This is a genomic window from Kitasatospora sp. NPDC051705 (genome assembly GCF_044453265.1).
Lineage (GTDB): Bacteria > Actinomycetota > Actinomycetes > Streptomycetales > Streptomycetaceae > Kitasatospora.
Map to the genome: position 1 here is coordinate 83,273 of NZ_JBITCO010000001.1, position 21,318 is coordinate 104,590.

The window sequence follows — 21,318 nt, forward strand, 5'->3', positions numbered from 1 at the left end:
GAGGGCGCCGGCGGCACGCCGGGCAGCCCTCGGAGCTCCGGCCCGCAGACCACGACGGGAGGAGGGGGTGACACACCTCCGCCGCCGGGTACTCGGGCTCGCCGCCGACGGGACGTCGGCGGCCTACCGTTGCGGGTCAGCGCCGGATTCGAACCGGACTTCCCCCGTCGGCGGAGTCACAACATGACGGCCCATCATGGCGAAGACGCGAAGATCCGGTCAAGGGACGGTGCGCCACGTCACGGTTCCGGCACCGGAACACGGCACCGCGGGCCGCGCGCAAGGTGCCGGAACCGTACGGGTCAGCGGTGGCGGAACTCCGGCAGGCGCTTCTCGGCGAAGGCGGCCATGCCCTCCTTCTGGTCGGCCGTCGCGAACGTCGCGTGGAACAGCCGCCGTTCGAAGCGCACGCCCTCGGCCAGGGTGGTCTCGAAGGCGCGGTTGACGCTCTCCTTGAGCATCGCCACCGCCGGGGCGGACATCGCCGCGACGGCCTCGGCGGTGGCCAGCGCCTCGGTCAGCAGCTGGTCCGCGGGGACGATCCGGGAGACCAGGCCGGCCCGCTCGGCCTCCTCGGCGCCCATCATCCGGCCGGTCAGGCACAGCTCCATCGCCTTGGCCTTGCCGACGGCCCGGGTGAGCCGCTGCGAGCCGCCTATGCCCGGGATCACCCCGAGCTTGATCTCCGGCTGCCCGAACTTCGCGGTGTCGGCCGCCAGCAGGACGTCGCAGAGCATCGCCAGCTCGCAGCCGCCGCCCAGCGCGTACCCGGCGACGGCCGCGACGACGGGCTTGCGCAGGGCTCCGAAGCGGTCCCACGCGGCGAACCAGTCGCCGAGGTAGGCGTCCACGAAGTCCAGGGACTGCATCTCCTTGATGTCGGCGCCGGCCGCGAAGGCCTTCTCCGAGCCGGTGACCACCAGCGCGCCGACCTCCCGGTCGCGGTCGAACTCCTCCGCGGCCGCCACGACTTCGTTCATCAGCGTGGTGTTGAGGGCGTTCAGCGCCTTGGGGCGGTCGAGCGTGATCACGCCCACCCGGCCCCTGCGCTCGACCAGGATCGTCTCGAACGTCATGCGTCGTCCTTCCTGAGGGTCGTGATGATGGCCGAGAAGTCCAGCCCGGCGCCCACCTCCTCGGCGAACGCCGCGTACAACTCGGCTGCCCTGCCGCCCAGTTCGGCGGGGACGTCGGAGGATGTCGCCGCCGCGGCCGCGAGTCCGAGGTCCTTGGCCATCAGGGCGGCGGCGAAGCCTCCGGCGTACCCGCGGTTGGCCGGGCTGGCCGGGACGGGCCCGGGGACGGGGCAGTTGCTGGTCAGTGCCCAGCACTGCCCGGAGGCGGCGGAGGCCACGTCGAACAGGGCCTGGTGGCTGAGCCCGAGGCTCTCCCCGAGCACGAAGGCCTCGCTGACCGCGATCATCGAGATGCCGAGGATCATGTTGTTGCAGATCTTCGCGGCCTGCCCCGCCCCGGACGTCCCGCAGTGCACGACCCGGCGGCCCATGGCGGCGAGCACCGGCTCGGCCTCGGCGAAGTCGGGCCCGTCCGCGCCGACCATGAAGGTCAGGCTCGCGGCCTCGGCGCCGGGCACGCCGCCGGAGACCGGCGCGTCGACGGCCCGGTGCCCCGCGACCCGGGCGAGGTCGGCGGCGACCCGGGCGTCCCCGACCGCGATGGTGGAGCAGTCGACGAACAGCGCTCCCGCTGCCGCCTCCGTCAACTCGCCGTAGGAATCGAGGACATGGCGTCCGGTCGGCAGCATGGTGAGCACCACCTCGGCCTCGCCGACCGCTTCGGCGGCGGAAACCGCGATCTTCACTCCCCGGGCCGCAGCCCGTTCCCGGGCCTCCGCCGAGAGGTCGTAGCCGGTCACCCGGTGTCCGGCGGCGACGAGGTTGGCGGCCATCGGGCCGCCCATGTTGCCCAGTCCGACGAATCCGATGCGGTGGGTCACCAGCGCTCCAGGGGTGTGGTGGCGGCGAGGCCGAGTTCTCCGTCGCCGAGCGGGGCGAAGTAGCGGGCCACGGTGGCGGGTTCGACGGCTCCCAGGGAGGCCGGCGTCCAGCGCGGTGACCGGTCCTTGTCGATCACCTGGGCCCGGATCCCCTCGGCGAGGTCCGGAGTGGCGAGCGCCGCGCAGGAGGTCCGGTACTCCTGGTCGAGCACGGCCTCCAGCGGGCCCAGGGCGCGGGCCCGGCGCAGGGCCGCCAGGGTGGCCTTGACCACCGTCGGGGAGTTGGCGGCGATGCGCTCGGCGGCCTTCTCGGCCTCGGGTTCACCGCTGTCGCCCAGCCGCGCGAGGATCTCCTCGACGGTGCCCGCCGCGTAGCAGCTGTCGATCCACGCCCGCCGGCCGTCCAGCAGACCGGCCGGCGTGGGCTCGACATGCCGTTCCAGGGCCTCGTGGACGGGCAGTTCGGCGAGGTCGTCGAGCAGCACGGGCAGCCGCTCGGCGGGGACGTAGTGGTCGGCGAGCCCGCAGAGCAGCGCGTCGGCGGCACCGACGGAGCCCGCGGTGAGGGCGAGGTGGGTGCCCAGCTCGCCCGGCGCGAGGGCGAGCAGGTAGGTGCCGCCGACGTCGGGGACGACGCCGATGCCGGCCTCCGGCATGGCGACGCGCGTGTTCCCGGTGACGATCCGGACGCTCCCGTGGGCGGAGACGCCGACGCCGCGGCTTCCCTGACACCGCGGACCTGCCGTCGACCATATAGTCGGACGTCCTAGTAAGTCCAGGTCCCGTGACGAACCGTCACCGCGCCCTCCCCCGACCGGCGCAGGACGACGCGCAGCCCGCCCCCCGTGCGGGGAGCGGGCTGCGGGTCGGCGGCGCGGGCGCTACCGGGCGGCGACGGCCTGGGCCGGGGCCTTCACCGCGGCGGGCTCGGGCTCGAGCACGCGCTTGGCGAGCTCGCCGAAGACCAGCCCGAAGGAGGTCCACAGCACGAGCTGGATGGCGAGCGCCGCGAGGCGGAACTGCCAGAGCAGGGTGGCCGGGAACTCCTCGGGCACCTCGTTGATCACCGGCAGGAGGGCGTAGGCCAGGCCGACGGCGACGACGAAGCCGCCCCCGGCCGCGACCGCGGCGTACCAGTTGCCCAGGCGCGGGGCCAGGCGCTTGCCGATGATGACCGCCGCGACCGCGAGCAGGACGCTGAGCACCATCATCAGGAAGTACAGGACGGTGCGCTTGCCGATGGTGTCGGGGTTGCCGATGGACGGCGGGTTGGCCGGGTACTTGAGGAACGGCACCACGTACACGGTCACCAGCGCGGCGAGCGAGACGACCAGCGCCGTCGCCCGGGCGCCGAAGCGGCCGATCCGCCCGAGGGCGAAGCAGTACGCGAGGGCGGCGATGCCGCCCATGGCCACGGCGAACAGCAGGATGCCGGTGGCCAGACCCGCCGTGGACTGCAGGGAGCGGCTGACCACCTCCATGCCGTGCTCGGCGGAGTGCGCCTCCTCGAACTCGATGGCGGCGTCCACCTTGGACTCACCGAGCAGGTAGGCGGTGACGAGCGCGAGAACGCCGGCCGCGAGGCCGGCGATCATCCCGCGCACGAGCAGGGTTCTGACGGTTGCGGAGTTCACTGTGCGGTCTTCCCCGTCCTCAGTGGCAGGGGAAGCCGAGCAGGTGACGACCGTCGTGCACCCATTCGTGGACGTCCTCGCCGGAGATCAGCGAGGTGGCACCCTGCTCGGCACCGACGAAGTAGATCGCCAGCAGCATCAGGACACCGAAGAAGACCGCCCAGGGCAGGACGGCCCGGACGGGAATGGTGGCGAGGCCACCCTCCTCGGGAGAGGAAATCGGGGAAGCGACGGACGAAGCCATGGCTGGGAACCTCCTGGGGGAAAGTACGCGTCCCGGTCGTTGGAGCATCGACGACGGCTCGGGGTCTGACTCACCCGGCCCGCGCACCCCGGGGGGAGCGCACGGAACCGTTCCGGCATACAGTGGCGCGACCGTGCCGGAGTCTCACCGGCTTCCTCGCACCGTCGTCACATCGCCGAGGACCGTACCGCCTGGTGACGGACCGGCCAAGGGCGTGCGTGGGGCGCGAATTCCGGCCACGTACGCCCCGCACCGGCGGGTGGCCCGAAACCGACTGCCAGGCAGAGGAGTTGGCGTTCACCGTGGAGCGGAGCGGCAGGCGATGACGGTACGAGTGACCTTGGTCTCACCCGCGATGAGCAGCGCGGTCCGCGAGGCGCGGTTCGACGACGACGCACCCCTGGACGCCTCCGGACTCGCCGCCGCCCGGTCCGCGGCGGGCACCCTGCCGGCGCCGGGCACGGCCCTCAGCTCGCCGTCGGCGCGCTGCCGGCAGACCGCCGCCGCCCTCGGCCTCACCGCCGCCCCGCACGAGGCGCTGCGCGGCTGCGCCATGGGCTCCTGGCGCGGGCTGCGCCTGGACGAGGTCGCCGCCGAGCGCCCCGAGCAGGTCGCCGCCTGGCTGGCCGACCCCGCTGCCGCCCCGCACGGCGGGGAGTCGCTGCAGCAGCTGGGCGGGCGTGTCGGCGGATGGCTCGACGGCCTGGCCGCGGAGAGCGGCCGGGTGGTGGCCGTGGTGGAACCGGACGTGGTCCGGGCGGCCGTGGTGCACGCCCTCGATCTGCCCGCGCCGGTGTTCTGGCGCCTCGACGTCCCGCCGCTGGCGTTCACGGTGATCACCGGACGCGCCGGGCGGTGGAACCTGCGGCTGGGCGGGGCGACGGCCGGGGGCTGACCGGGGCCGGGCGCCCCCGGGGCACCGGACCGGCGGGGCCGGGCCGGCCGAGCCGTCGGATGAGCCCGGGGAGGCGGGGACGCAGGGACTCGGGCACGCGGGGCGCGGTGGTGGGACGGGGGCGCACCAGGGCCGCCTCACCACCCCTCGCACTCCTGTGCGCCCGATGGAGCGTGACCGTGGGGCTGGGCGGGCGGGCGGTGCTCTGGGACCGTGTGGGCTCCGAGGACGGCAGGCGGGGACGGGGGCGCGGGATGGCACGCGGCTGGCTGGTGACGGGGTGTTCGTCCGGGCTGGGACGGGCGGTGGCGGAGGCCGCGGCCGCCGCCGGGGACACGGTGATCGCGGGCGTCCGCAGACCGGAGGCGCTGGCGGACCTGGCCGACAGGTACCCGGACCGGATCGTGCCGGTCGTCCTGGACGTCCGGGAGCCGGCGCACTGCGAGGCCGCCGTCGGCGCCGCGGTGGAGCTGCTCGACGGGCTGGACGTCCTGGTCAACAACGCCGGCAACGGCCTGTTCGGCGCGGTGGAGGAGGTCGGCGACGCGGAACTTCGGGACCAGCTGGAGACGCTGGTCGTCGGCCCGTGGCGGCTGGCCCGGCTCGCCCTGCCGGTGATGCGCGGCCAGGGCGGCGGCCACATCGTCAACGTCTCCTCACTGGCCGGGCGGATGGCCTTCCCCGGGCTCGCCGCGTACGTCACCGGCAAGTACGCGCTGGAGGGCATGACGCAGGCCCTGGCCGTCGAGGCGGCGCCGTTCGGGATCCGGGTCACCGCGGTGGAGCCCGGCGGCTACGCCACCCGTTACGGCTCCTCGCTCACCGACGCCGCCGACCGCTCCGCGCACTACCGCGAGCTCACCGAGCCGATGCGCGACCAGCTCCGGGTGCTCGCCGAACTCCCCGGCGTCGGGCGGCCCGAGGACTTCGCGAGGCTGCTGCTGCGGATCGTCGCCGAGCCCGGCCCGCTGCCGGTGCGGATACCCGTCGGCCCGGACAGCCTCGCGTTCGTGTCGGCGGCCGGGGAGGCCGCGGCGGCCGAGCTCGAGGCGGTCCGGACGCTGCTGCGGGAGCCGTCGGCGCCGCACTGAACCGGCGCCGCACTGAGCCGGGGCCGCACTGAGCCGGGGCCGCACTGAGCCGGCGCGAGGCCGGGTGCCCATCGGGTGCGGGTGTCGGCCCGTGCCGGTCAGTGGCCGCCCTTGGGCTCGGTGCAGCCGCCCTCCAGGTAGGGCCCGTGGGCCTCGATCGTGGGGGGCGTGGTGAGCACCCCGGTCACGCACGGGCCGGCCTCCGGGATCCAGAGCGAGAAGCCGAGGGAGCCGCCGTCGGTGGACACGTTGGTCTCCTCGGCCCGGTAGCCGAGGCCCTCCAGCAGCGCCCGCAGGCCGGCCCGGTCGAGGCCGGCCGTCCGTCCGTCACGCCGGAGGGCGTCCGCGATCCGGGCCCGGTGCGCCTCGCCCCGGCACCTGCCGTCGGCGAGCAGCGTCGCGGTCGTCCTGAAGCCGTGGTTCTCCGCGTACTTGTCGGCCCAGGGGTCGCGCGCTCCGGTGGGCGGGGCGATCGGCGTGGGCAGCGGGGTGGCGGCCACGCCCGCGCACTCCGCCGCGACCTGCGGGAAGAGCCGGTCGTGCCGGGCCCGGGCCTCCGCCGGACCGGGCGGCGGGGTGGGGGTGGGCGAGGGCGTCCCGGTGGCGGTCCCGCCGGCGGCGGAGGTCACGGAGGTGGCCGCGTTCCCGGGCGAGCCGCCCGCGTGCACCGAGCCGCACGCGGCCGACGCCAACGCCACGGCCACCGCCGCCGCGCCCGTCCCGAACCGGACTCCCGCCCCTGCGCGCCGCATCGGCGTTCCCCCTCGCCCCTCGGTCTCCCCGGCCGGGCCGTGCGTCCGCACACCGGCCGGGTCGATTGTCGTACACCGCCGCCGCGGGGTCTCCTGCGGGTCAGCCCGCGAAGGCGCCCGCGGGCCCGAACGCCAGGTCGGCGAAGTGCTCGGCGATCCGGCGGTGGCCGGCCGGGTCGGGGTGCAGCCCGTCGGGCAGCGGGTGCTCGTCGTGGTCGGCCCGGCCGTAGAGCGAACGTCCGTCCAGGTAGTGGAGGTTGGGATCGGCACCCGCCTCGGTGCGGGCTGCGGCGAGACGGGCGAGCTCGGTGCGGATCACCTCGAGCGTCAGGCGGCCCGCGGCGGTCTCGGCCGGGTCGCCGGTGGCCCGGAAGCGCAGCGCGCCGGTGCTGAAGTCCGGGGCCAGCGGGCCCGGGGTCTCCTCGTGGGTCGGGCAGAACACCGGCGAGACCAGCAGCAGCGGGGTGGTCGGGTGGCCCTCGCGGACGGTGTCGAGGAAGCCGTGGACGGCGGGGCCGAAGGCGCGCAGCCGCATCGCGTCGGCGTTGACGAGGTTGATGCCGATCTTGAGGCTGATCAGGTCGGCGGGGGTGTCGCGGATGGCCCGGGCGGTGAACGGGTCGAGCAGGGCGCCGCCGCCGAAGCCGAGGTTGACCAGGTCGACTCCCGCCCCGGCCGCCACCATGGCGGGCCAGGTGCCGGTCGGGTGGGCGGCGTTGGAGCCGTGGCTGATCGAACTGCCGTGGTGCAGCCAGCGCCGCCGGGTGGTCTCCGGCTCCGGGGTGACGGGGGCGTCGGTGTCCAGGGCGATCAGTTCGGTGGTCTCGGTGTGCGGCAGCCAGATCTCGACGGTCTTGTCACGACCGGGCAGACCGGTGAACTCGGCGGCGCCGGGCGGGCCCTGGCGCAGCTCCACGCGGCCGGTGGCCAGGTCGACGGTGCGCAGGTTCCCGCCGGCGGCGGTGGCCTGGGCCGCGAGGCGACCGTCCACGAGGAGGTCGTACACGCCGTCCGGCGGGGTCGGCACGCCCGGGTAGGCGCGCTTGGTCGGGACGGTGTGCAGGGTGATCGCGGTGGCGCGGGTGCGGAACACCAGCCGGACGCCGGAGGGCTGGGACTCGGCCATCGCGAGCTGGTCGTCGGGGATCTGCCGGCGGGCCCGGGCGGGCAGGCGGTGCGGCAGCAGCCCGCGCCCGGTGTGCTCGACGTCGAGGTGGCCGCGGAGCAGCTCCTCGGTGACGGGGGTCGTGGTGGTGGCGGTGGTGCGGGGGGCGCTCATGGCCGTTTCCTCGGTGCTGTTCACAGGGCCCGGCGCTCACGGGGCGTCAGGCGTTCGGGTGGGCGGGGCGTTCACCGCGTCCCGGGGCTCGCCGGATCCCGACGCTCGCCGGATCCGGCGCTCGCGGGGTCCGGCGTTCACGAGGTCCGCGGGGCGCCGCCCGAGCGCAGCAGGGCGTCGAGGGAGTCGATGATCCAGTCCCAGGACTGCTGCGCGTCGACGGCGGTGTGGCTGAATCCGCCGGCCGCCTCGAGGCTGATGTAGCCGTGGAAGACGCTGCCGAGCATGCGCACGGCGTGGGTCTGCTCGGGTTCGGCGAGGTCGTAACCGCGCAGCAGCGCCCGGGCCATCTGGGCGTGCCGGACACCGGCGCTGGCGGCGGCGGTCGCGGCGTCCAGGCGCAGCCGGGTGGCGTCGTAGCGGCCGGGGTGCCGGGCCGCGTAGTCGCGGTAGGCGTCGGCGAAGGCCGCGAGGGCGTCCCGGCCGGCCCGGCCGGCGAGGGCGTCGGCGACGAGGTCGGCCAGCTCCTCGAGCGCGTACAGGGCGATCCGGGTCTTGAGGTCCTGGGAGCTCTTGAGGTGCGAGTAGAGGCTGGCGGTCTGGACGGAGAAGCGCCGGGCCAGGGCCGCGACGGTCACCTGCTCGAAGCCGACCTCGTCGGCGAGCTCCGCGCCCGCGACGACCAACCGCTGTGTGCTGAGTCCTGCTCGTGCCATGGCGTTCCTCCCGTACCGGCTGAACCCAGTATGGAATTACCTACACCATTTAGGCAAATGGCTTCGCCGCGCCAAGCCGCCGGCCTTCCACCGGATGTCGGTGGTGGCGGGCGACGGGCCGCGGCGACCACCGGCGCCCGCGGGCCGCCGCGGCGGGCCGGGCCGCCCTCAACCCGCCAGGATCACCGTCTCCGCCGGGCCAGAGAAGCCGGGCTGCTGCGCCGGGGCGCCGCTGGCGGCCAGCCGGCGGTGCTCCTGCGGGCTGATGCCGCGCACCCGCTTGAACGCCGCGGACAGGGCGAAGGCGTTGCTGTAGCCGACCTTGCGGGCCGCGAAGGCGATGGTGCACTCGGGTTCGCGCAGCAGGTCGGCGGCGACGGCCAGGCGCCAGCCCGCCAGGTAGGCCATGGGCGGTTCGCCGACCAGGGCGGTGAACCGGCGGGCCAGACCCGCCCGCGAGACCCCGACCTTCTGCGCCAGGTCGGCGACCGTCCAGGCGGTGGCGGGGTCGTCGTGCATCAGCCGCAGCACCGGCCCGACCACCGGGTCATGCTGGGCCCGGTACCAGGCGGGGGCGCCGGAATCGGGGGCGGCGAGCCAGGCCCGCAGGACGGAGACGACCAGGAGGTCGAGGATGCGGTCCAGGACGAGCTCCTGGCCGGGCTCGTTGCGCCCTATCTCGGCGGAGAGCAGGTGGACAAGGGTGTCGTCCGCGCCGGTGCCGACCGGCCGGACCAGCAGCGCGGGCAGGCAGCCGAGCAGGCGCTGGCCGATCTCGTGCTCGGCCTGGTAGGTGCCGGACAGCACCACCGAGGAGGCCTGGTCGCCCTCCCGGCCCTGTCCCCAGGTGCGGACGCCCAGCGACATCACCTCGGAGACGTCCACCCCGTCGCGGGTGCAGACCTGGCCCGGCCCGACGATCACGTCCACCGGGGTGTCGGGGTCGTCCGCCACGGTGTACGGCTCCGGGCCGCGCACGATGGCCACGTCGCCCGGGTGCAGCAGCAGGGGCGTGCCGCGCTCGGGCAGGATCCAGGCTTCGCCGCGGACCATCGTCACCACCGACAGCGGCGCCCGGTCCTCGATCCGCAGCGACCACGGCGGGGTGAGGATCGAGCGCAGCAGGAACGCGCCGCGGGCCTTGGGCCCGTCGAGGAGACCTGTCAGAGTGTCCATGCCGCCAAGTGTAGACGGAGGGACATTATTTGACGGCTCGTCATTTGAGAGAGTCTTGAGCGATCGAGGTGGCCCGGGCGCCCCGGATGCCGGATGATCGGTACACGGGGGACGGACCGACAAGCAGATGCAGTGCAGAGACAGTGAGGGGCTACGAAGATGGAACTGGCACGCACACTCGTACTGGTGGCGGCCACCGTCACCTGCGGCCTGACCGCCGGGCTGTTCTACGCCTACTCGTGCTCGGTCATGCCCGCGCTCGCGCAGGTCGAGGACCGCACGTTCATCGAGGTGATGCAGCGTGTCAACGTGGCGATCCTGAACGGCTGGTTCGTCCTCGGCTTCGTCGGCGCCCTCCTCACCACCGGGGCCGCGGTCGCCCTGCACCTGCCCTCGGACGGCCACCACGCGCTGCCCGCCACGGTGGCCGCGCTCGTCCTGTACGTGGCGGCGATCGGCGTCACCCGTTCGGTGAACATCCCGCTGAACGACGAGCTCGAAGCAGCCGGCGACCCCCGGCGGATCGCCGACCCGGCCGCCGTCCGCAGCCGCTTCGAGGCCCGCTGGGCGCGCTTCAACGTGCTGCGCACCCTGCTGTGCACCGCCGCACTGGCCTGCCTCGGCTGGGCGCTGATCCTGCACGGCCAGGCCTGACGCACCCGCCGCACGCGGCGCCGGCCCGGGACTCCGTCCGCCCGGGCCGGCGCCGCGTCGTGCCGTGTGCCCCGGCGGTGGTGCGCCGGGCACCGTGACCGTCCGCCGCCACCCTCCGCACGCCGCACGGAACCTGCCTCCCGCCACCCGCCTCCCGCCGGGGCCGCCGCCACCCTCCGGGGTCAGCCGCAGAGGGTGGCGAAGCCGTAGCCGCGGGCCTTCAGGGTGGACAGGATGTCCGGCAGCGCGGCCGCGGTCTGGCTGCGGTCCCCGCCCCCGTCGTGCAGCAGGATCACCGAGCCCGGGCGGACGGTGCCCAGCACCCGCGACCGGATGGCCGCCGCGCCCGGCCGGGACCAGTCCGCCGGGTCCACCGACCAGAGCACCACCTGCTTGCCGAGCGCGGCCGCCCGCGAGCGCACCGTGCCGTTGACCGCGCCGTACGGCGGGCGCAGGCAGGTCGGGGTGCGGCCGGTCTGCGCCCGGATCGCCTTGTCGGTGTCGGCCACCTGGGCGCTGACGGCCGCCCCGGAGAGCCTGCGCAGGTCCGGGTGCGACCAGGAGTGGTTCTGCACGCTGTGGCCCTGCCGGGCGACCTGCCGGGTGAGCCCCGGGTTGGCGGCGACGTTCTGCCCGATCTCGAAGAAGGTCGCGCGCACGCCGTAGCGCGAGAGGATCCCGAGGATCCTCGGCGTGTAGGCGGGGCTGGGGCCGTCGTCGAAGGTCAGGTACACGACCTTGCCGCCCTGTCCGCCCGCCGCCTCCGCCGGAGCGGCCGGCACCGCGACCGCCGCCGCGGCCGTCAGGGCGGCGGCCAGCACGCCGACCGCCGTCCGGACTCGTCCAACTGCCGTGCGCCTGCCGGTACGTGCTGCCATGCCCGCCCCCTGCCGTCGGAACTCCGCTGCCTGCCTGCGTGCAGTCTGCGCCCGACCGGCGCACCGGCGCGACCGCCCGGGGGCGGATCCGGCCAGCCGACCGGCGGGTCGACCGGCCGGCGGGCACGGCGCACCCGCGGCGCGCGGCACGACCGACGGGCCCCGGCGCGCGCCGCACCGCCCCCGGTGCGGCGCGTGCCACCGGGGGCGGCGCGGCGGGCCCTGCCCGGGGCGGGGCCTTCCGGCCCCGACCCCCTGACAGGACACGGTCGTTCAGCGCTCGGAACGCCCGTGCAGGACCAGCGCCCGGGCCAGCGCACCCAGCCCCGCCGTGCAGAGCAGCGTGCGGACCATGTTGGTGGCCACCCAGGTGCCCTCGAACTTGGCGCGCACCGCGGCGAAGTCGCTGATCTGCGACGGGTCACCGGCCGCCGCGAGCTGGTTGTTGAGCGGGATGTTGACGCCCATCGTCACCATCAGCGCCACCACGTACAGCAGCGTGGCGGCGCCCGCCCACAGCGCCGCCTGGCGCCGGCCGGCCTTGTGCTGCAGCCAGGCCGCCACGCCCGTCGCCACGAAGGCGCCGACGAAGACCAGGCCGAACATGCCGTTCTCGATCGACTTGTTGATGTGCTGCATCGCCGTCACGTACGTCCGGTCGTCGCCGGCCGCCAGGCCCGGCATCACGGACACGTCGAAGGCGAAGAAGAGGCCCGCCATCAGGCCCATGGCGACGGTCGCGCCCACGAGGACGGGCCCGGCTGCCTTGCTCCGCACGGCGGGGGCGGCCTGGGCCGCGGCACCCGCGCCGAGGCCGCCGAAGGCCGGTGGAGCGGTGGAGGAAGTGGTCGCGGTCTGGTTCGAGCGCATCGGTAATCCTTCGGTTCTCTCCCCGGCCCCCGCCCTGCGCGGGGGCCACCCCGGTCCCGGGCCGCGACCTCCGCCACCCCGCCCGGTTCCGGCCCGGGTGGGTGGTCAGGAGGCCGGCGAGGCCCGGTACCGACGATCAACGGACATGACGGGCAGGCGGATCGGCCGCTGCCGCCGGCTCACACGTCCCAGACTCCGGTGGCGGCGGCCTCCCGCGCGTAGTCCGCGAAGTCCCGCGGCTCCCGCCCCAGCGCCCGCCGCACCCCGTCCCCCAACGAGGCGTTGCGCCCGTCCAGGATCACCGAGAACAGCTCCGCGAAGTCCTCCGGCAACCCCGCCTGCGCCAACACCCCCCGGTACGCCGCCTCCGACACCGCCTCGAACCGCACCACCCGACCCGTCGCCCGCGACAACTCCCCCGCCACCTCCGCGAACGACAGCAACCGCGGCCCCGTCAACTCGTACACCTGCCCCGCGTGCCCCGCCCGCGTCAACGCCGCCACCGCCACCTCCGCGATGTCCTCCACGTCCACGAACGGCTCCACCGCACCCCCCACCGGCAACGCCAACACCCCCGCCCGCACCGGCTCCAGGAAGAAGCTCTCACTGAAGTTCTGGTCGAACCACGCACACCGCACCACCGTCCACGCGGCCCCCGACTCCATCACCGCCTTCTCCCCCGCCTCCGCGGCCTCCTCACCACGCCCCGACAGCAACACCAGCCGACCCACCCCACGCGACGCCGCCAACCGCGCGAACGCCCCCACCGCCTCCACCGCACCCGGGAACGCCAGATCCGGGTAGTACGTCAGATACGCCGCACTCACCCCCTCCAACGCCCCCTCCCACGTCCCCTCGTCATGCCAGTCGAACGCCACCGCCCCCGACCGCGACCCCACCCGCACCCCGTACCCCAGCGCCGACAACCGCTCCGCCACCCGCCGACCCGTCTTACCCGTACCACCCACCACCAGCACCACACCGGCATCGACCGGAAGGTCCACAACATCCTTGGCAACCACGGTGACCACTCCCCTCGGAGACGTCGAATCAACCTGCGGACCCGGGCCCGTCCGTGCGTCCCGTGCGTCCGTCCTCGTGTCCACCAGTCAATTCCACCGCGGGCCGGCGAGCCATAGCCCCCGCACTCACGTCCATGCGCGAGCGTCTACGTCCCTTCCGCAGCCCCGAAGTCCGAGGCCACCGCCCCTCCGCCACCCACCAGAACACAGCCGACCCGCCACGAACCACCGTGTTCCACCCGCTCTCCAGCGGCCCTCTAGCGCCCGCACAACGCCCCCACACACCGCCGCGCGCGGCCGCGACCGGCGGGCCCCGGCGCCGACTCCGGGCAGCCCGGGCGGACTCGGCGCGAACCCGGTGCCGCGGCCACGCGCTCCGGCCACGAACGGTCGACGCCCCACCGCGGCAGGTGGGCCCGGCGGCGGCACCGGGCCCACGACCCTTCCTCCCGTCGAGGTAAAGCCCTTCCGGGGGCGGGCCGTCGGCGAACGCCGGCGGTCAGTGGTGGGCCAGGACGGCGAGGTCCGCGCCGAAGCCGACGGCGAGCCGCCCGTCCGGGGCGACGGCCAGCCCGCGGATCCCGGCGGGGAAGGCGTACCCGCCGATCTGCCGGCCCGTGCCGGCGTCCCACACCCGCACGGTCCCGTCGTCCCCTCCCGCCGCGACGACGGGGCGGCCGTCCAGCAGGCCCACCGCCCCCGCCCGCACGTCACCGCCGGGCACCGCGAAGGACGGGCCCGCCGGCTCGCCCGTGGCCACGTCCCACAGCCGGACCGCCTCCGTCCTGCGCCCGGTCAGCAGGACGGAGCGGCCCCCGAGCGACTCCAGGGCCATGGCCCCGGACTGCTTCGGCCGCTCCCCGACCCACCGGCTCTCCACCAGGTCCCACACCCGCCCTTCCCAGGTGACGCCGACGAAGCGCCCCTCCACCACGGCGAAGAAGGTGATGGACGGGCTGGTGTACTCGCTCGTCGACCGCCCGTGCAGCGGTTCCCGGGTGGCGAGGTCCCAGATCCGCACCGTCTCCACGGAATCGCGGGCCAGGAGGGCGGGCCGCCCGTCCACCGCGCCCACCGCCAGCAGCCCCACCGCGGTGTCCCCGGCGGCGAGCGGCTCCCCCGGCTCCCCGCCGTCCAGGTCCCAGCACCGCACCCGGGCGTCCGCACCGCCGCTGAGGACGACGGGGCGGCCGTCCACGACGGCCGTGGTGACCGCGTGCACGGGGCCCGCGTGACCGGTCGACCAGGCACCCGCCCGCTGGTCGCCGTCGAGGTCCCAGACCCGGACCGATCGGTCCTCACCGCCGGTAAGGGCGAGGTGGCGCCCCTTCGCCACCGCCGTCGCCACTCCCCGCACCGCGCCCTGGTGGCCGATCAGCGGCAGGCGCAGGTGCGTGCGGGCAGACAGGTCCCAGACCTGGACCGGCCCCCTGCCCTCGAAGGCCACCACGGCGGCGGGGCGGCTCCCGAGCGTCGTCACGGCCGCCGCCGCCACGTACGCCGGGCCGGGCTCGCCCACCGGCTCGCCCGTGGCCAGGTCCCGGACGGCGGAGTCGAAGGTGGTGGCGCTGACGGCCAGCGGGACGGCGGCCTCAGGGTCCGTCGCCAGCAGGTGCGTCCTGGCGTTGAGCTCCATGGTGACGCAGCGGCGGTACCCCCCGCCGTCGCCCTCGTCGTCCTCGTCGTCCGCGTGGTCCTCCCGGTCACCCTCGGGCGCCTCGACGTGGTCGCCGCCGGCGCTCAACTCCCGCCCGGACAGCAGGTCCCACCGCCGGACGACCCCCTCGTCGTGACCGGTGACGGCGACGGGGCGGCCCTCCAGCACCGCCAGGGCCAGCGCGTGCACGCTTCCGGTCCGCACGGTCAGGAGCGCACCGCCGCCGGTGCGGTCGGCCAGGTCCCACACCCGCAGCATTCGGTCGGTGCCGCCGCTCACCACGACCGGCCGGCCGTCGACCAGTCCGGTGGCGAGCGCGTTCACCCACGAGTCGTCCGCGCCCCGGTGGGTGGCGACCAGTTCGCCCCCGGCGAGGTCCCAGACCAGGACCGTCCCCCGGGAGTGGCCGGTGACCGCCACGGGGCGGCCGTCCACCACCGCCGTGGCCAGCGCGCGGACCGCGCCCATGGAGCCGGTCGTGACCGCCCCGGCCTTCCCGCCGGTCACCACGTCCCACCAGGCCAGCGTGCCGTCCTCGCAGCCGACGACGGCGAGGGCTCGATCCGCCGCGACCACGCCCGCCACCGCGACCACCCCGGCCGGCGCGGGCACCGCGTACCGCAACCGGGAGTCCAGATCGGTACCGGTCGCCCACCGCACGCCCCAGGCCTCGCCGGGCCCGCCGGGCTCCCCGCCGGCCGTCACCGCGGCCAGGCTCCTCGCCAACTCCCGTCGTCCGTACCGGGCGGCGTCCAGCGCCAGCAGCTGCCGCCGCACCCGCGCCCCGGACTCCCGGTGCACGTGCCCAGACGCCCGGTACACGGCGGCGGCCGCCAGCTCCTCCGGCCCGACGGCCCCGTCCAGCGCCGCCACCACCTGCTCCGGATCGCCGTTCACCAACCACCCCGGATCGGCCAACCGCCCACCCGTAGCCCCGCCTTCACGGCCCGCGCCGTCCCCCGGAAAGTCATCGGTCATGCCCCGCACCCTACGGCCCGGCCCCGGGCCGCGCCCTGGCCGCACCCGGCCGCACCCGGGCCGCCCGAGGGAGGTAAAAGCAAAAGATTTGCTTTAAGAGCCCAGCGGACCCTACAGTCCACTAACGCAAACATTTCGCTTTTGTGGCGAGAGGGCTCCGCTGCTCCCGCCTCGACCGAAAGGAACGACCCGCCATGTCCACCGCCGGACTCACACCGCCGGAGGCGGCCCGCTGGGCCGCCCTCGCCGGTCTCCCGCTCGCCGCCGACCGGCACACCGCCGTCGCGACCACCGCGAACCACATCCGGTCCGTCGTCGCCGTCCTGCGCGAGCTGGACTTCGAGGACACCCCGCCCGCCGCCGCCTACCGCGCGGAAGGAGGAGGCCGCCGTGCAGCCGTATGAGCTCTCCCTCACCGCCGCCTCGGACGCGATCCGCTCCCGGCGGCTGTCCCCCGTCGAGCTGGTGGAATCGGTCCTCGCCCGCGTCGACCAGGTCGAGCCGCAGCTCGGCGCCTACGTCGCCGTCACCGCGGACCGGGCGCGCCGGGCCGCCCGCGCGGCCGAGCACGAGGTGGCGCACGGCCGGTACCGGGGGCCGCTGCACGGCGTCCCGATGGGGCTCAAGGACCTGATCGACATCGCGGGAACGCCCACCACCGCCAGCTCCCGGGTCCGTGCCGGCCACCGTGCCCGGGCCGACAGCGCGGTCGCCGCCCGGCTGGCGGACGCCGGCGCGGTCCTGGTCGGCAAGACGCACACCCACGAGTTCGCGTACGGCCTCACCACCCCGCAGACCCGCAACGCCCGGGCCCACGACCGGATCGCCGGCGGTTCGAGCGGCGGGTCCGCGGTGGCCGTCGCCTCGGGAACCGCGACCTTCGCCCTGGGCACCGACACCGGCGGGTCGATCCGGGTGCCCGCCGCGCTCAACGGGGTCGTCGGCCTCAAGCCGACCTACGGGCTGGTGCCCCGACACGGCGTCACGTCGCTGTCCTGGTCGTTGGACCACGTCGGCCCGATCACCCGCACCGTCGAGGACGCCGCCACCGTCCTGACCGCCCTCGCCGGGCACGACCCGCGCGACCCGGCCTCGCTGGACGTGCCCGCCGCGGACTACCGGCCGGCGGACGACCCGGACCTGACGGGCCTGCGCATCGGCCTGCCCCGGACCCACTACTTCGACCACGTCGACCCGGAGGTGGAGAGCGCCGTCCGGCACGCCGTCGGGCACCTGGAGGCCCTCGGCGCGCGGCTGGTCGAGGTCGACGTCCCGATGACCCGCTACCTCCAGGCGACCCAGTGGGGCCTGATGGTGCCCGAGGCCACCGCCTACCACGAACGCACCCTGCGCACGGTGCCCGAGCTCTACCAGGCCGACGTCCGCGTCCTCCTGGAGGCCGGCGAGCTGCTGACCGCCGGGGACTACCTGCGGGCCCAGCGCTCCCGGACCCTGATGCGGCAGGAGTGGGCCCGCCTGTGGGAGACGGTGGACGTGATCGCCGCCCCGGCCGTCCCGCTGACCGCGGTGCGGGCGGGTGAGGAGACGGTCACCTGGCCGGACGGCACCACCGAAGGCGTCTCCGACGCCCTGGTGCGCCTCTCGGCACCCGCCAACATCACCGGGGTACCGGCCCTGACCGTCCCGGCCGGCCAGGACGCGGCGGACCTGCCGATCGGCCTGCAACTCCTCGGCCGCCCCCTCGGGGAGCACACCCTCCTGCGCGTCGGCCACGCCTTCGAGCGCACCCGCCCCACCCCCGCCCCGACACCGGCGGCCTGAACGCACGGCGGCGTCGGCCGCTCCGGCGCCGGGCGCCCGCCGCCCGGTGCCGTCCGCGTCAGGCCGGCAGCCAGGACGGCCACCACGGCGGGACGTTGCTGTCCGGGCAGAGCCCCGAATCGCCGTGGTACCCGCTCGGCGTCCCGAGCAGCGCGAAGCACCCGTCCGTCAGCACCGCGAGCGAGAGCAGCACCAGAGCCGCCGGAACGACCCCCCGCCAGACGAGGGGCCACCCGGCCGTCAGCCGCCTCGCACCCGCCCAGGCCGCCACCGCCCCGGCCAGGAAGAGCAGTTCCATCGCCGGCCACTCGACGGTCGAGAACGCGAACCGGTGCTGCGGCTCCCAGGCCGCGTCGCAGAAGCTCCGCGCCGACACCACGAGGACGGCCGCCCCGTACCCACCGGCCAGCCCCAGGACCACGACCCCGACCACCGCGGCCCCCCGCAGCACCCACGGCCCCCGAACCCCCGGCGCCGGCCCGGACCTTGCGCTCACAGGAACACTCATACGCCCGCAGACGCTCCCCACCGCCCTGGCGGTTCTTCCCGCCCCACCATCCGCATGCCGAAGAGGAGAACCCAAGGAGAACCTGCGCCACGCCGCGCCCGGGCCGAGTCCGGCGCCGACCGGCCGCGGGGCGGCTTCCGGTGGGAGCCGGATAGCCCACGAAGGACTCCGGTGGCAAGGGCGGACCCTACAACCGCGGCGGGGATCCTCCGTCGTGCTCTGGCACGGGCGGCGGTCGGCGGGGCGAAATACGATCACCGACGACGCACACCCCGGGCACGGTCACGGGGTCGCCGGCCGCGCCCCGCGTGCGGCCCACGGCGCCCCGTCATGCGCCCGGACGTCGCCCGTCCCGGGCGAGCAGGTCGGCCACCGGCGCCCCGCCGGCGGCCCGGCGGGCCTGTTCGATCGGCACGGCCGCACCCCACTGGAGAGGGCACCACCGCGTGAGCATGCAGCAGATCACCCCGAAGCAGCGGGGCTACCTGATCGTCAACTCCCACCCCACCGGCAGCGCGGCCGGTGTCGAGGAGCTCTGGGGGTCCATCGCCCCGGCCGCTCCCGCCGGGCGGGCACCGGTCGTCCTGGTGCTCGGTTCGAGCGCCGGGTACGGGCTGGCCATCCTGGTGGCGGGGCTGCGGCGTCTCGGCGTCCGCGGTGTCGGTGTCGGCTTCGAGGCGGCCGCCAACGAGCGGCGCACCGCGACCGCCGGCTGGTACCGCACCGCCGCGACCGCCGGGCTGGTCGAGCAGGCCGGCGGCGACTTCACCTTCGTCAACGCCGACGCCTACGCGGACGCCACCCGGGCGGAGGTGCTCGGGGTGCTGGCCGAGCACTACGGCCCGGTCGACTACCTCGTCTACTCGCTCGCCTCGCCGCGGCGCACGGACCCGGCGACCGGTGAGGTCCACCACTCGGTGATCAAGCCCGTCGGCGCGGCCTACACCTCCCCCTCGCTGCTCTTCCCGGACGGCCTCCCCGAGGTCGGAGCGGTCGACCTCGCCCCGGCCGACGAGGCGGAGCGCGCCGCGACGGTGAAGGTGATGGGAGGTGAGGACTGGCGGCTCTGGGTGCAGGCCCTCGCCGACGCGGACCTCCTGGCCGAGGGCTTCACCACCGCCGCGCTGTCCTACGTCGGCTCGGAGATCACCGCGCCGGTGTACCGGCAGGGCACCATCGGCGCCGCCAAGGAACACCTGGAGGACACCGCCGGGCGGCTGCAGCGCGACGTGCTGGGCGACCGGGGCCGGGCGTTCACCGTCGTCGCCGGGGCGGCCGTCACCCAGGCGTCCACCGCCATCCCGTCCATCGCCCTCTACACCTCCCTGCTGCGCAGCGTGCTCGGTGCGGACGGCTGGCGGACGACCGCCGACCAGGCCGTGGACCTGTGGGAGCAGCTGAGCGGGGCGAAGGCGCCGGTGCTGGACGAGCGGGGCCGGATCCGGCTGGACGGCTGGGAGCTCGACGCCGACGTGCAGGACGGGGTGCGGAAGCTGTGGGCCGACCCCGCGGCGGCGCTGGCCGCCGATCCGGACGCCCCGGCCTGGTTCTACAACCAGTTCCGGCAGCTGTACGGCTGGGACGTGCCCGGCGTCGACTACTCCGTCGAGGCGGAGGCGGTCGTCCCCTGGCCCGCCCGGCGGCGTTAGGACCTCGGCCGGGGTGGGCCGACATCAGCACCCGCCCCGGCCCACCCGAGCCCACCCAGGCCCACCCGAGCCCGCCCAGGGCCGCCCAGGCCCGCCGCGGCCGGACGAGCCCCGGGTCACAGCCTCACGGCCCCGGGTCACAGCCTCGCGTGGGCGCCGATGTCGGCGCGGAAGGCCTCGACCATCGCGGCGGTGACCGTCGGGCGGCTGGCGCCGATGGCGGCGAGGTGGTCGGCGGTGGTCGCCCCCGGGACGGCGTCGTCCCGTTCGAAGGCGGTCTGTGCCGCCATGCGCGCGGCGTGCTCGATGTCGGCGGGTGAGAAGCGGTCGCTCGCGGCGACCAGCGCGGGGACGTCCACGTCGGCGCGGTCGGTGTCGAGCGCGTAGCGCGACCAGATGGCGGCGCGGGCGTCCGGGTCGGGCGGGCCGATCGGGATGACGTAGTCGAAGCGGCCGGTGCGCAGGAAGGCCGGGTCGAGCGAGCGGACGGAGTTGGTGGCGCAGACCAGCAGGCGGCCGTCGCGTTCGCGGAAGCCCGGGATGAGCTTGAGCAGTTCGTTGGTCACCCCGTGCATCGCGCCGGCCTGCCCGGCCTCGCCGCGGACGGGGGCGATCTCCTCGACCTCGTCGATGAAGACCAGCACCCGTTCCAGCTCGCCGATGCGCGCGAACGCGCTGCGCAGGGCGGCGGCGAGGTTGCCTTCGTCGGCGAGGCGGGAGGGCAGCAGTTCGACGAACGGCCAGCCCAGGCGGGAGGCGATGGCCCGGGCGAAGGTGGTCTTGCCGGTGCCGGGCGGGCCGAAGAGGGTGATCGCGCGCGGGGGCCGGACGCCGTGGCGGGCCGCGCGCTCGGGTTCGGCGAGGGGGAGCACGATCCGGCGTTCGATGAGCTCCTTCTCGGCGGTCATCCCGGCGACGCGCTCCCACAGGTCTCCGCCCAGGAGCCGGCCGCCGAGTTCGTCGAGGGTGCCGGCCGCGGGGCCGGCGGCGGGTTCGGTCTTCTCGAAGTAGGCGGCGGCGGGCCGTCGTTGGTAGCCGGCGTTGTGCAGTCCTTCGCCGAGCAGTTCGTCCTCGGGCAGCACGTAGGCGATGCGCCGGACGCGGGCCTCGACCAGCCGTCGCTCCAGTTCGCGCAGGAGTGCGCTGGCCAGGCCCCGGCCGCGCCAGGGCGGGGCGATCGCCACGCGCATCACCCAGGCCCGCTCGCCCGTCCCGGCCAGCTGGGCGAGGGCGGCCCCGATCGGCGTGCCGTCGTGGACGGCGACGACGGCGGGCTGGCGCGCGGTGAGCGCGGTGATGCACTCGGCGAGCGAGAAGACGGATTCCTGCCCGAGGGCGGCGGTGCTGTCGATCAGGTGGACGACGGCGGCCAGGTCGTCCTCGCGGTAGTCGTGGATCAGCCAGTTCACGTGCGGCGCTCCCTGCGGCGTCCGGTGGTGCGGGTTGCGGCGAAGGTAGGCGGGCCCGGGCGGGCCCGTCGTGCGCCGCCCGGGACAACACGGTGTGGACGAACCGTACGGGGAGGCGTCTTGCGTTCGGGTGCGGTGGACCCCGTCCGCCGCACCCGGGCGGACCG

General features: G+C 75.5%; 20 protein-coding genes, 1 pseudogene and 2 riboswitches. Of the genes and pseudogenes, 6 read left to right on the forward strand and 15 right to left on the reverse strand.

Features of this window, described 5'->3' with window-relative positions; translation table 11 throughout:
- Positions 1-65: 65 nt before the first annotated feature.
- Positions 66-206: riboswitch (cobalamin riboswitch) on the reverse strand.
- 96 nt (positions 207-302) lie between these two features.
- The 5 genes and pseudogenes from ACIA8Q_RS00370 to ACIA8Q_RS00390 form a co-directional block, all read right to left on the reverse strand.
- On the reverse strand, positions 303-1,076 hold the full coding sequence (locus ACIA8Q_RS00370) for an enoyl-CoA hydratase (RefSeq protein ID WP_360217206.1): 774 nt from the start codon (positions 1,074-1,076) through the stop codon (positions 303-305).
- A complete protein-coding gene (gene mmsB, locus ACIA8Q_RS00375) occupies positions 1,073-1,957 on the reverse strand; it encodes a 3-hydroxyisobutyrate dehydrogenase (RefSeq protein ID WP_360217203.1) in 885 nt (294 codons plus the stop codon). Before mmsB ends, ACIA8Q_RS00370 begins: the two co-directional genes overlap by 4 nt.
- Positions 1,954-2,673, reverse strand: a pseudogene (locus ACIA8Q_RS00380) (enoyl-CoA hydratase/isomerase family protein); the annotation flags it as partial. The pseudogene ACIA8Q_RS00380 and the gene mmsB, both read right to left, overlap by 4 nt.
- A gap of 165 nt (positions 2,674-2,838) precedes the next feature.
- Positions 2,839-3,591 (reverse strand): CbtA family protein, encoded by a 753-nt coding sequence (locus tag ACIA8Q_RS00385; RefSeq protein WP_360217200.1) that lies wholly within the window; start codon positions 3,589-3,591, stop codon positions 2,839-2,841.
- A 19-nt stretch (positions 3,592-3,610) separates the two neighbouring features.
- Positions 3,611-3,835: a CbtB-domain containing protein gene (locus ACIA8Q_RS00390; RefSeq protein ID WP_360217197.1), complete on the reverse strand. Its 225-nt coding sequence runs from the start codon at positions 3,833-3,835 to the stop codon at positions 3,611-3,613.
- 63 nt (positions 3,836-3,898) lie between these two features.
- Positions 3,899-3,991: riboswitch (cobalamin riboswitch) on the reverse strand.
- A gap of 166 nt (positions 3,992-4,157) precedes the next feature.
- On the opposite strand from ACIA8Q_RS00390, the gene ACIA8Q_RS00395 reads away from it, so the two are divergent.
- A complete protein-coding gene (locus ACIA8Q_RS00395) occupies positions 4,158-4,730 on the forward strand; it encodes a histidine phosphatase family protein (protein WP_360217194.1) in 573 nt (190 codons plus the stop codon).
- A 254-nt stretch (positions 4,731-4,984) separates the two neighbouring features.
- Entirely contained in the window at positions 4,985-5,821 is an 837-nt protein-coding gene (locus ACIA8Q_RS00400) for an SDR family oxidoreductase (protein ID WP_360217191.1), read from the forward strand.
- Positions 5,822-5,919: 98 nt separating this feature from the next.
- Here ACIA8Q_RS00400 and ACIA8Q_RS00405 read toward each other — a convergent pair whose 3' ends face one another.
- The 4 genes from ACIA8Q_RS00405 to ACIA8Q_RS00420 form a co-directional block, all read right to left on the reverse strand.
- A complete protein-coding gene (locus tag ACIA8Q_RS00405; protein ID WP_360217188.1) occupies positions 5,920-6,573 on the reverse strand; it encodes a hypothetical protein in 654 nt (217 codons plus the stop codon).
- 100 nt (positions 6,574-6,673) lie between these two features.
- On the reverse strand, positions 6,674-7,852 hold the full coding sequence (locus ACIA8Q_RS00410; RefSeq protein ID WP_360217186.1) for a GDSL-type esterase/lipase family protein: 1,179 nt from the start codon (positions 7,850-7,852) through the stop codon (positions 6,674-6,676).
- A 137-nt stretch (positions 7,853-7,989) separates the two neighbouring features.
- A complete protein-coding gene (locus ACIA8Q_RS00415; protein ID WP_360217183.1) occupies positions 7,990-8,568 on the reverse strand; it encodes a TetR/AcrR family transcriptional regulator in 579 nt (192 codons plus the stop codon).
- Between the two features lie 168 nt (positions 8,569-8,736).
- Entirely contained in the window at positions 8,737-9,744 is a 1,008-nt protein-coding gene (locus ACIA8Q_RS00420) for an AraC family transcriptional regulator (RefSeq protein ID WP_360217180.1), read from the reverse strand.
- 159 nt (positions 9,745-9,903) lie between these two features.
- On the opposite strand from ACIA8Q_RS00420, the gene ACIA8Q_RS00425 reads away from it, so the two are divergent.
- The gene (locus tag ACIA8Q_RS00425; protein WP_396316488.1) at positions 9,904-10,398 is read left to right on the forward strand and encodes a DUF1772 domain-containing protein; all 495 of its coding nucleotides are present in this window, start codon (positions 9,904-9,906) and stop codon (positions 10,396-10,398) included.
- A gap of 182 nt (positions 10,399-10,580) precedes the next feature.
- On the opposite strand, the gene ACIA8Q_RS00430 is transcribed toward ACIA8Q_RS00425, so the two are convergent.
- From ACIA8Q_RS00430 to ACIA8Q_RS00445, 4 genes are all read right to left on the reverse strand, one after another.
- Entirely contained in the window at positions 10,581-11,276 is a 696-nt protein-coding gene (locus tag ACIA8Q_RS00430; protein ID WP_360217174.1) for a polysaccharide deacetylase family protein, read from the reverse strand.
- Between the two features lie 273 nt (positions 11,277-11,549).
- Entirely contained in the window at positions 11,550-12,146 is a 597-nt protein-coding gene (locus ACIA8Q_RS00435) for a DUF1772 domain-containing protein (RefSeq protein WP_396316489.1), read from the reverse strand.
- A 179-nt stretch (positions 12,147-12,325) separates the two neighbouring features.
- Positions 12,326-13,168, reverse strand: coding sequence for an NmrA family transcriptional regulator (locus ACIA8Q_RS00440; RefSeq protein WP_396316490.1), 843 nt, complete (start codon positions 13,166-13,168; stop codon positions 12,326-12,328).
- A gap of 499 nt (positions 13,169-13,667) precedes the next feature.
- On the reverse strand, positions 13,668-15,722 hold the full coding sequence (locus tag ACIA8Q_RS00445) for a hypothetical protein (protein ID WP_363363947.1): 2,055 nt from the start codon (positions 15,720-15,722) through the stop codon (positions 13,668-13,670).
- Between the two features lie 275 nt (positions 15,723-15,997).
- Between ACIA8Q_RS00445 and ACIA8Q_RS00450 the strand changes: the two genes are divergently transcribed.
- On the forward strand, positions 15,998-16,207 hold the full coding sequence (locus ACIA8Q_RS00450; protein ID WP_360222319.1) for a hypothetical protein: 210 nt from the start codon (positions 15,998-16,000) through the stop codon (positions 16,205-16,207).
- Positions 16,194-17,585 (forward strand): amidase, encoded by a 1,392-nt coding sequence (locus ACIA8Q_RS00455; protein ID WP_396316491.1) that lies wholly within the window; start codon positions 16,194-16,196, stop codon positions 17,583-17,585. Before ACIA8Q_RS00450 ends, ACIA8Q_RS00455 begins: the two co-directional genes overlap by 14 nt.
- 58 nt (positions 17,586-17,643) lie before the next feature.
- On the opposite strand, the gene ACIA8Q_RS00460 is transcribed toward ACIA8Q_RS00455, so the two are convergent.
- A complete protein-coding gene (locus tag ACIA8Q_RS00460; protein WP_387900461.1) occupies positions 17,644-18,036 on the reverse strand; it encodes a hypothetical protein in 393 nt (130 codons plus the stop codon).
- A gap of 509 nt (positions 18,037-18,545) precedes the next feature.
- Here ACIA8Q_RS00460 and ACIA8Q_RS00465 point away from each other — a divergent pair.
- The gene (locus tag ACIA8Q_RS00465) at positions 18,546-19,742 is read left to right on the forward strand and encodes an enoyl-[acyl-carrier-protein] reductase FabV (RefSeq protein WP_396316653.1); all 1,197 of its coding nucleotides are present in this window, start codon (positions 18,546-18,548) and stop codon (positions 19,740-19,742) included.
- A 137-nt stretch (positions 19,743-19,879) separates the two neighbouring features.
- On the opposite strand, the gene ACIA8Q_RS00470 is transcribed toward ACIA8Q_RS00465, so the two are convergent.
- A complete protein-coding gene (locus ACIA8Q_RS00470) occupies positions 19,880-21,151 on the reverse strand; it encodes an ATP-binding protein (RefSeq protein WP_387900459.1) in 1,272 nt (423 codons plus the stop codon).
- Positions 21,152-21,318 lie beyond the last annotated feature (167 nt).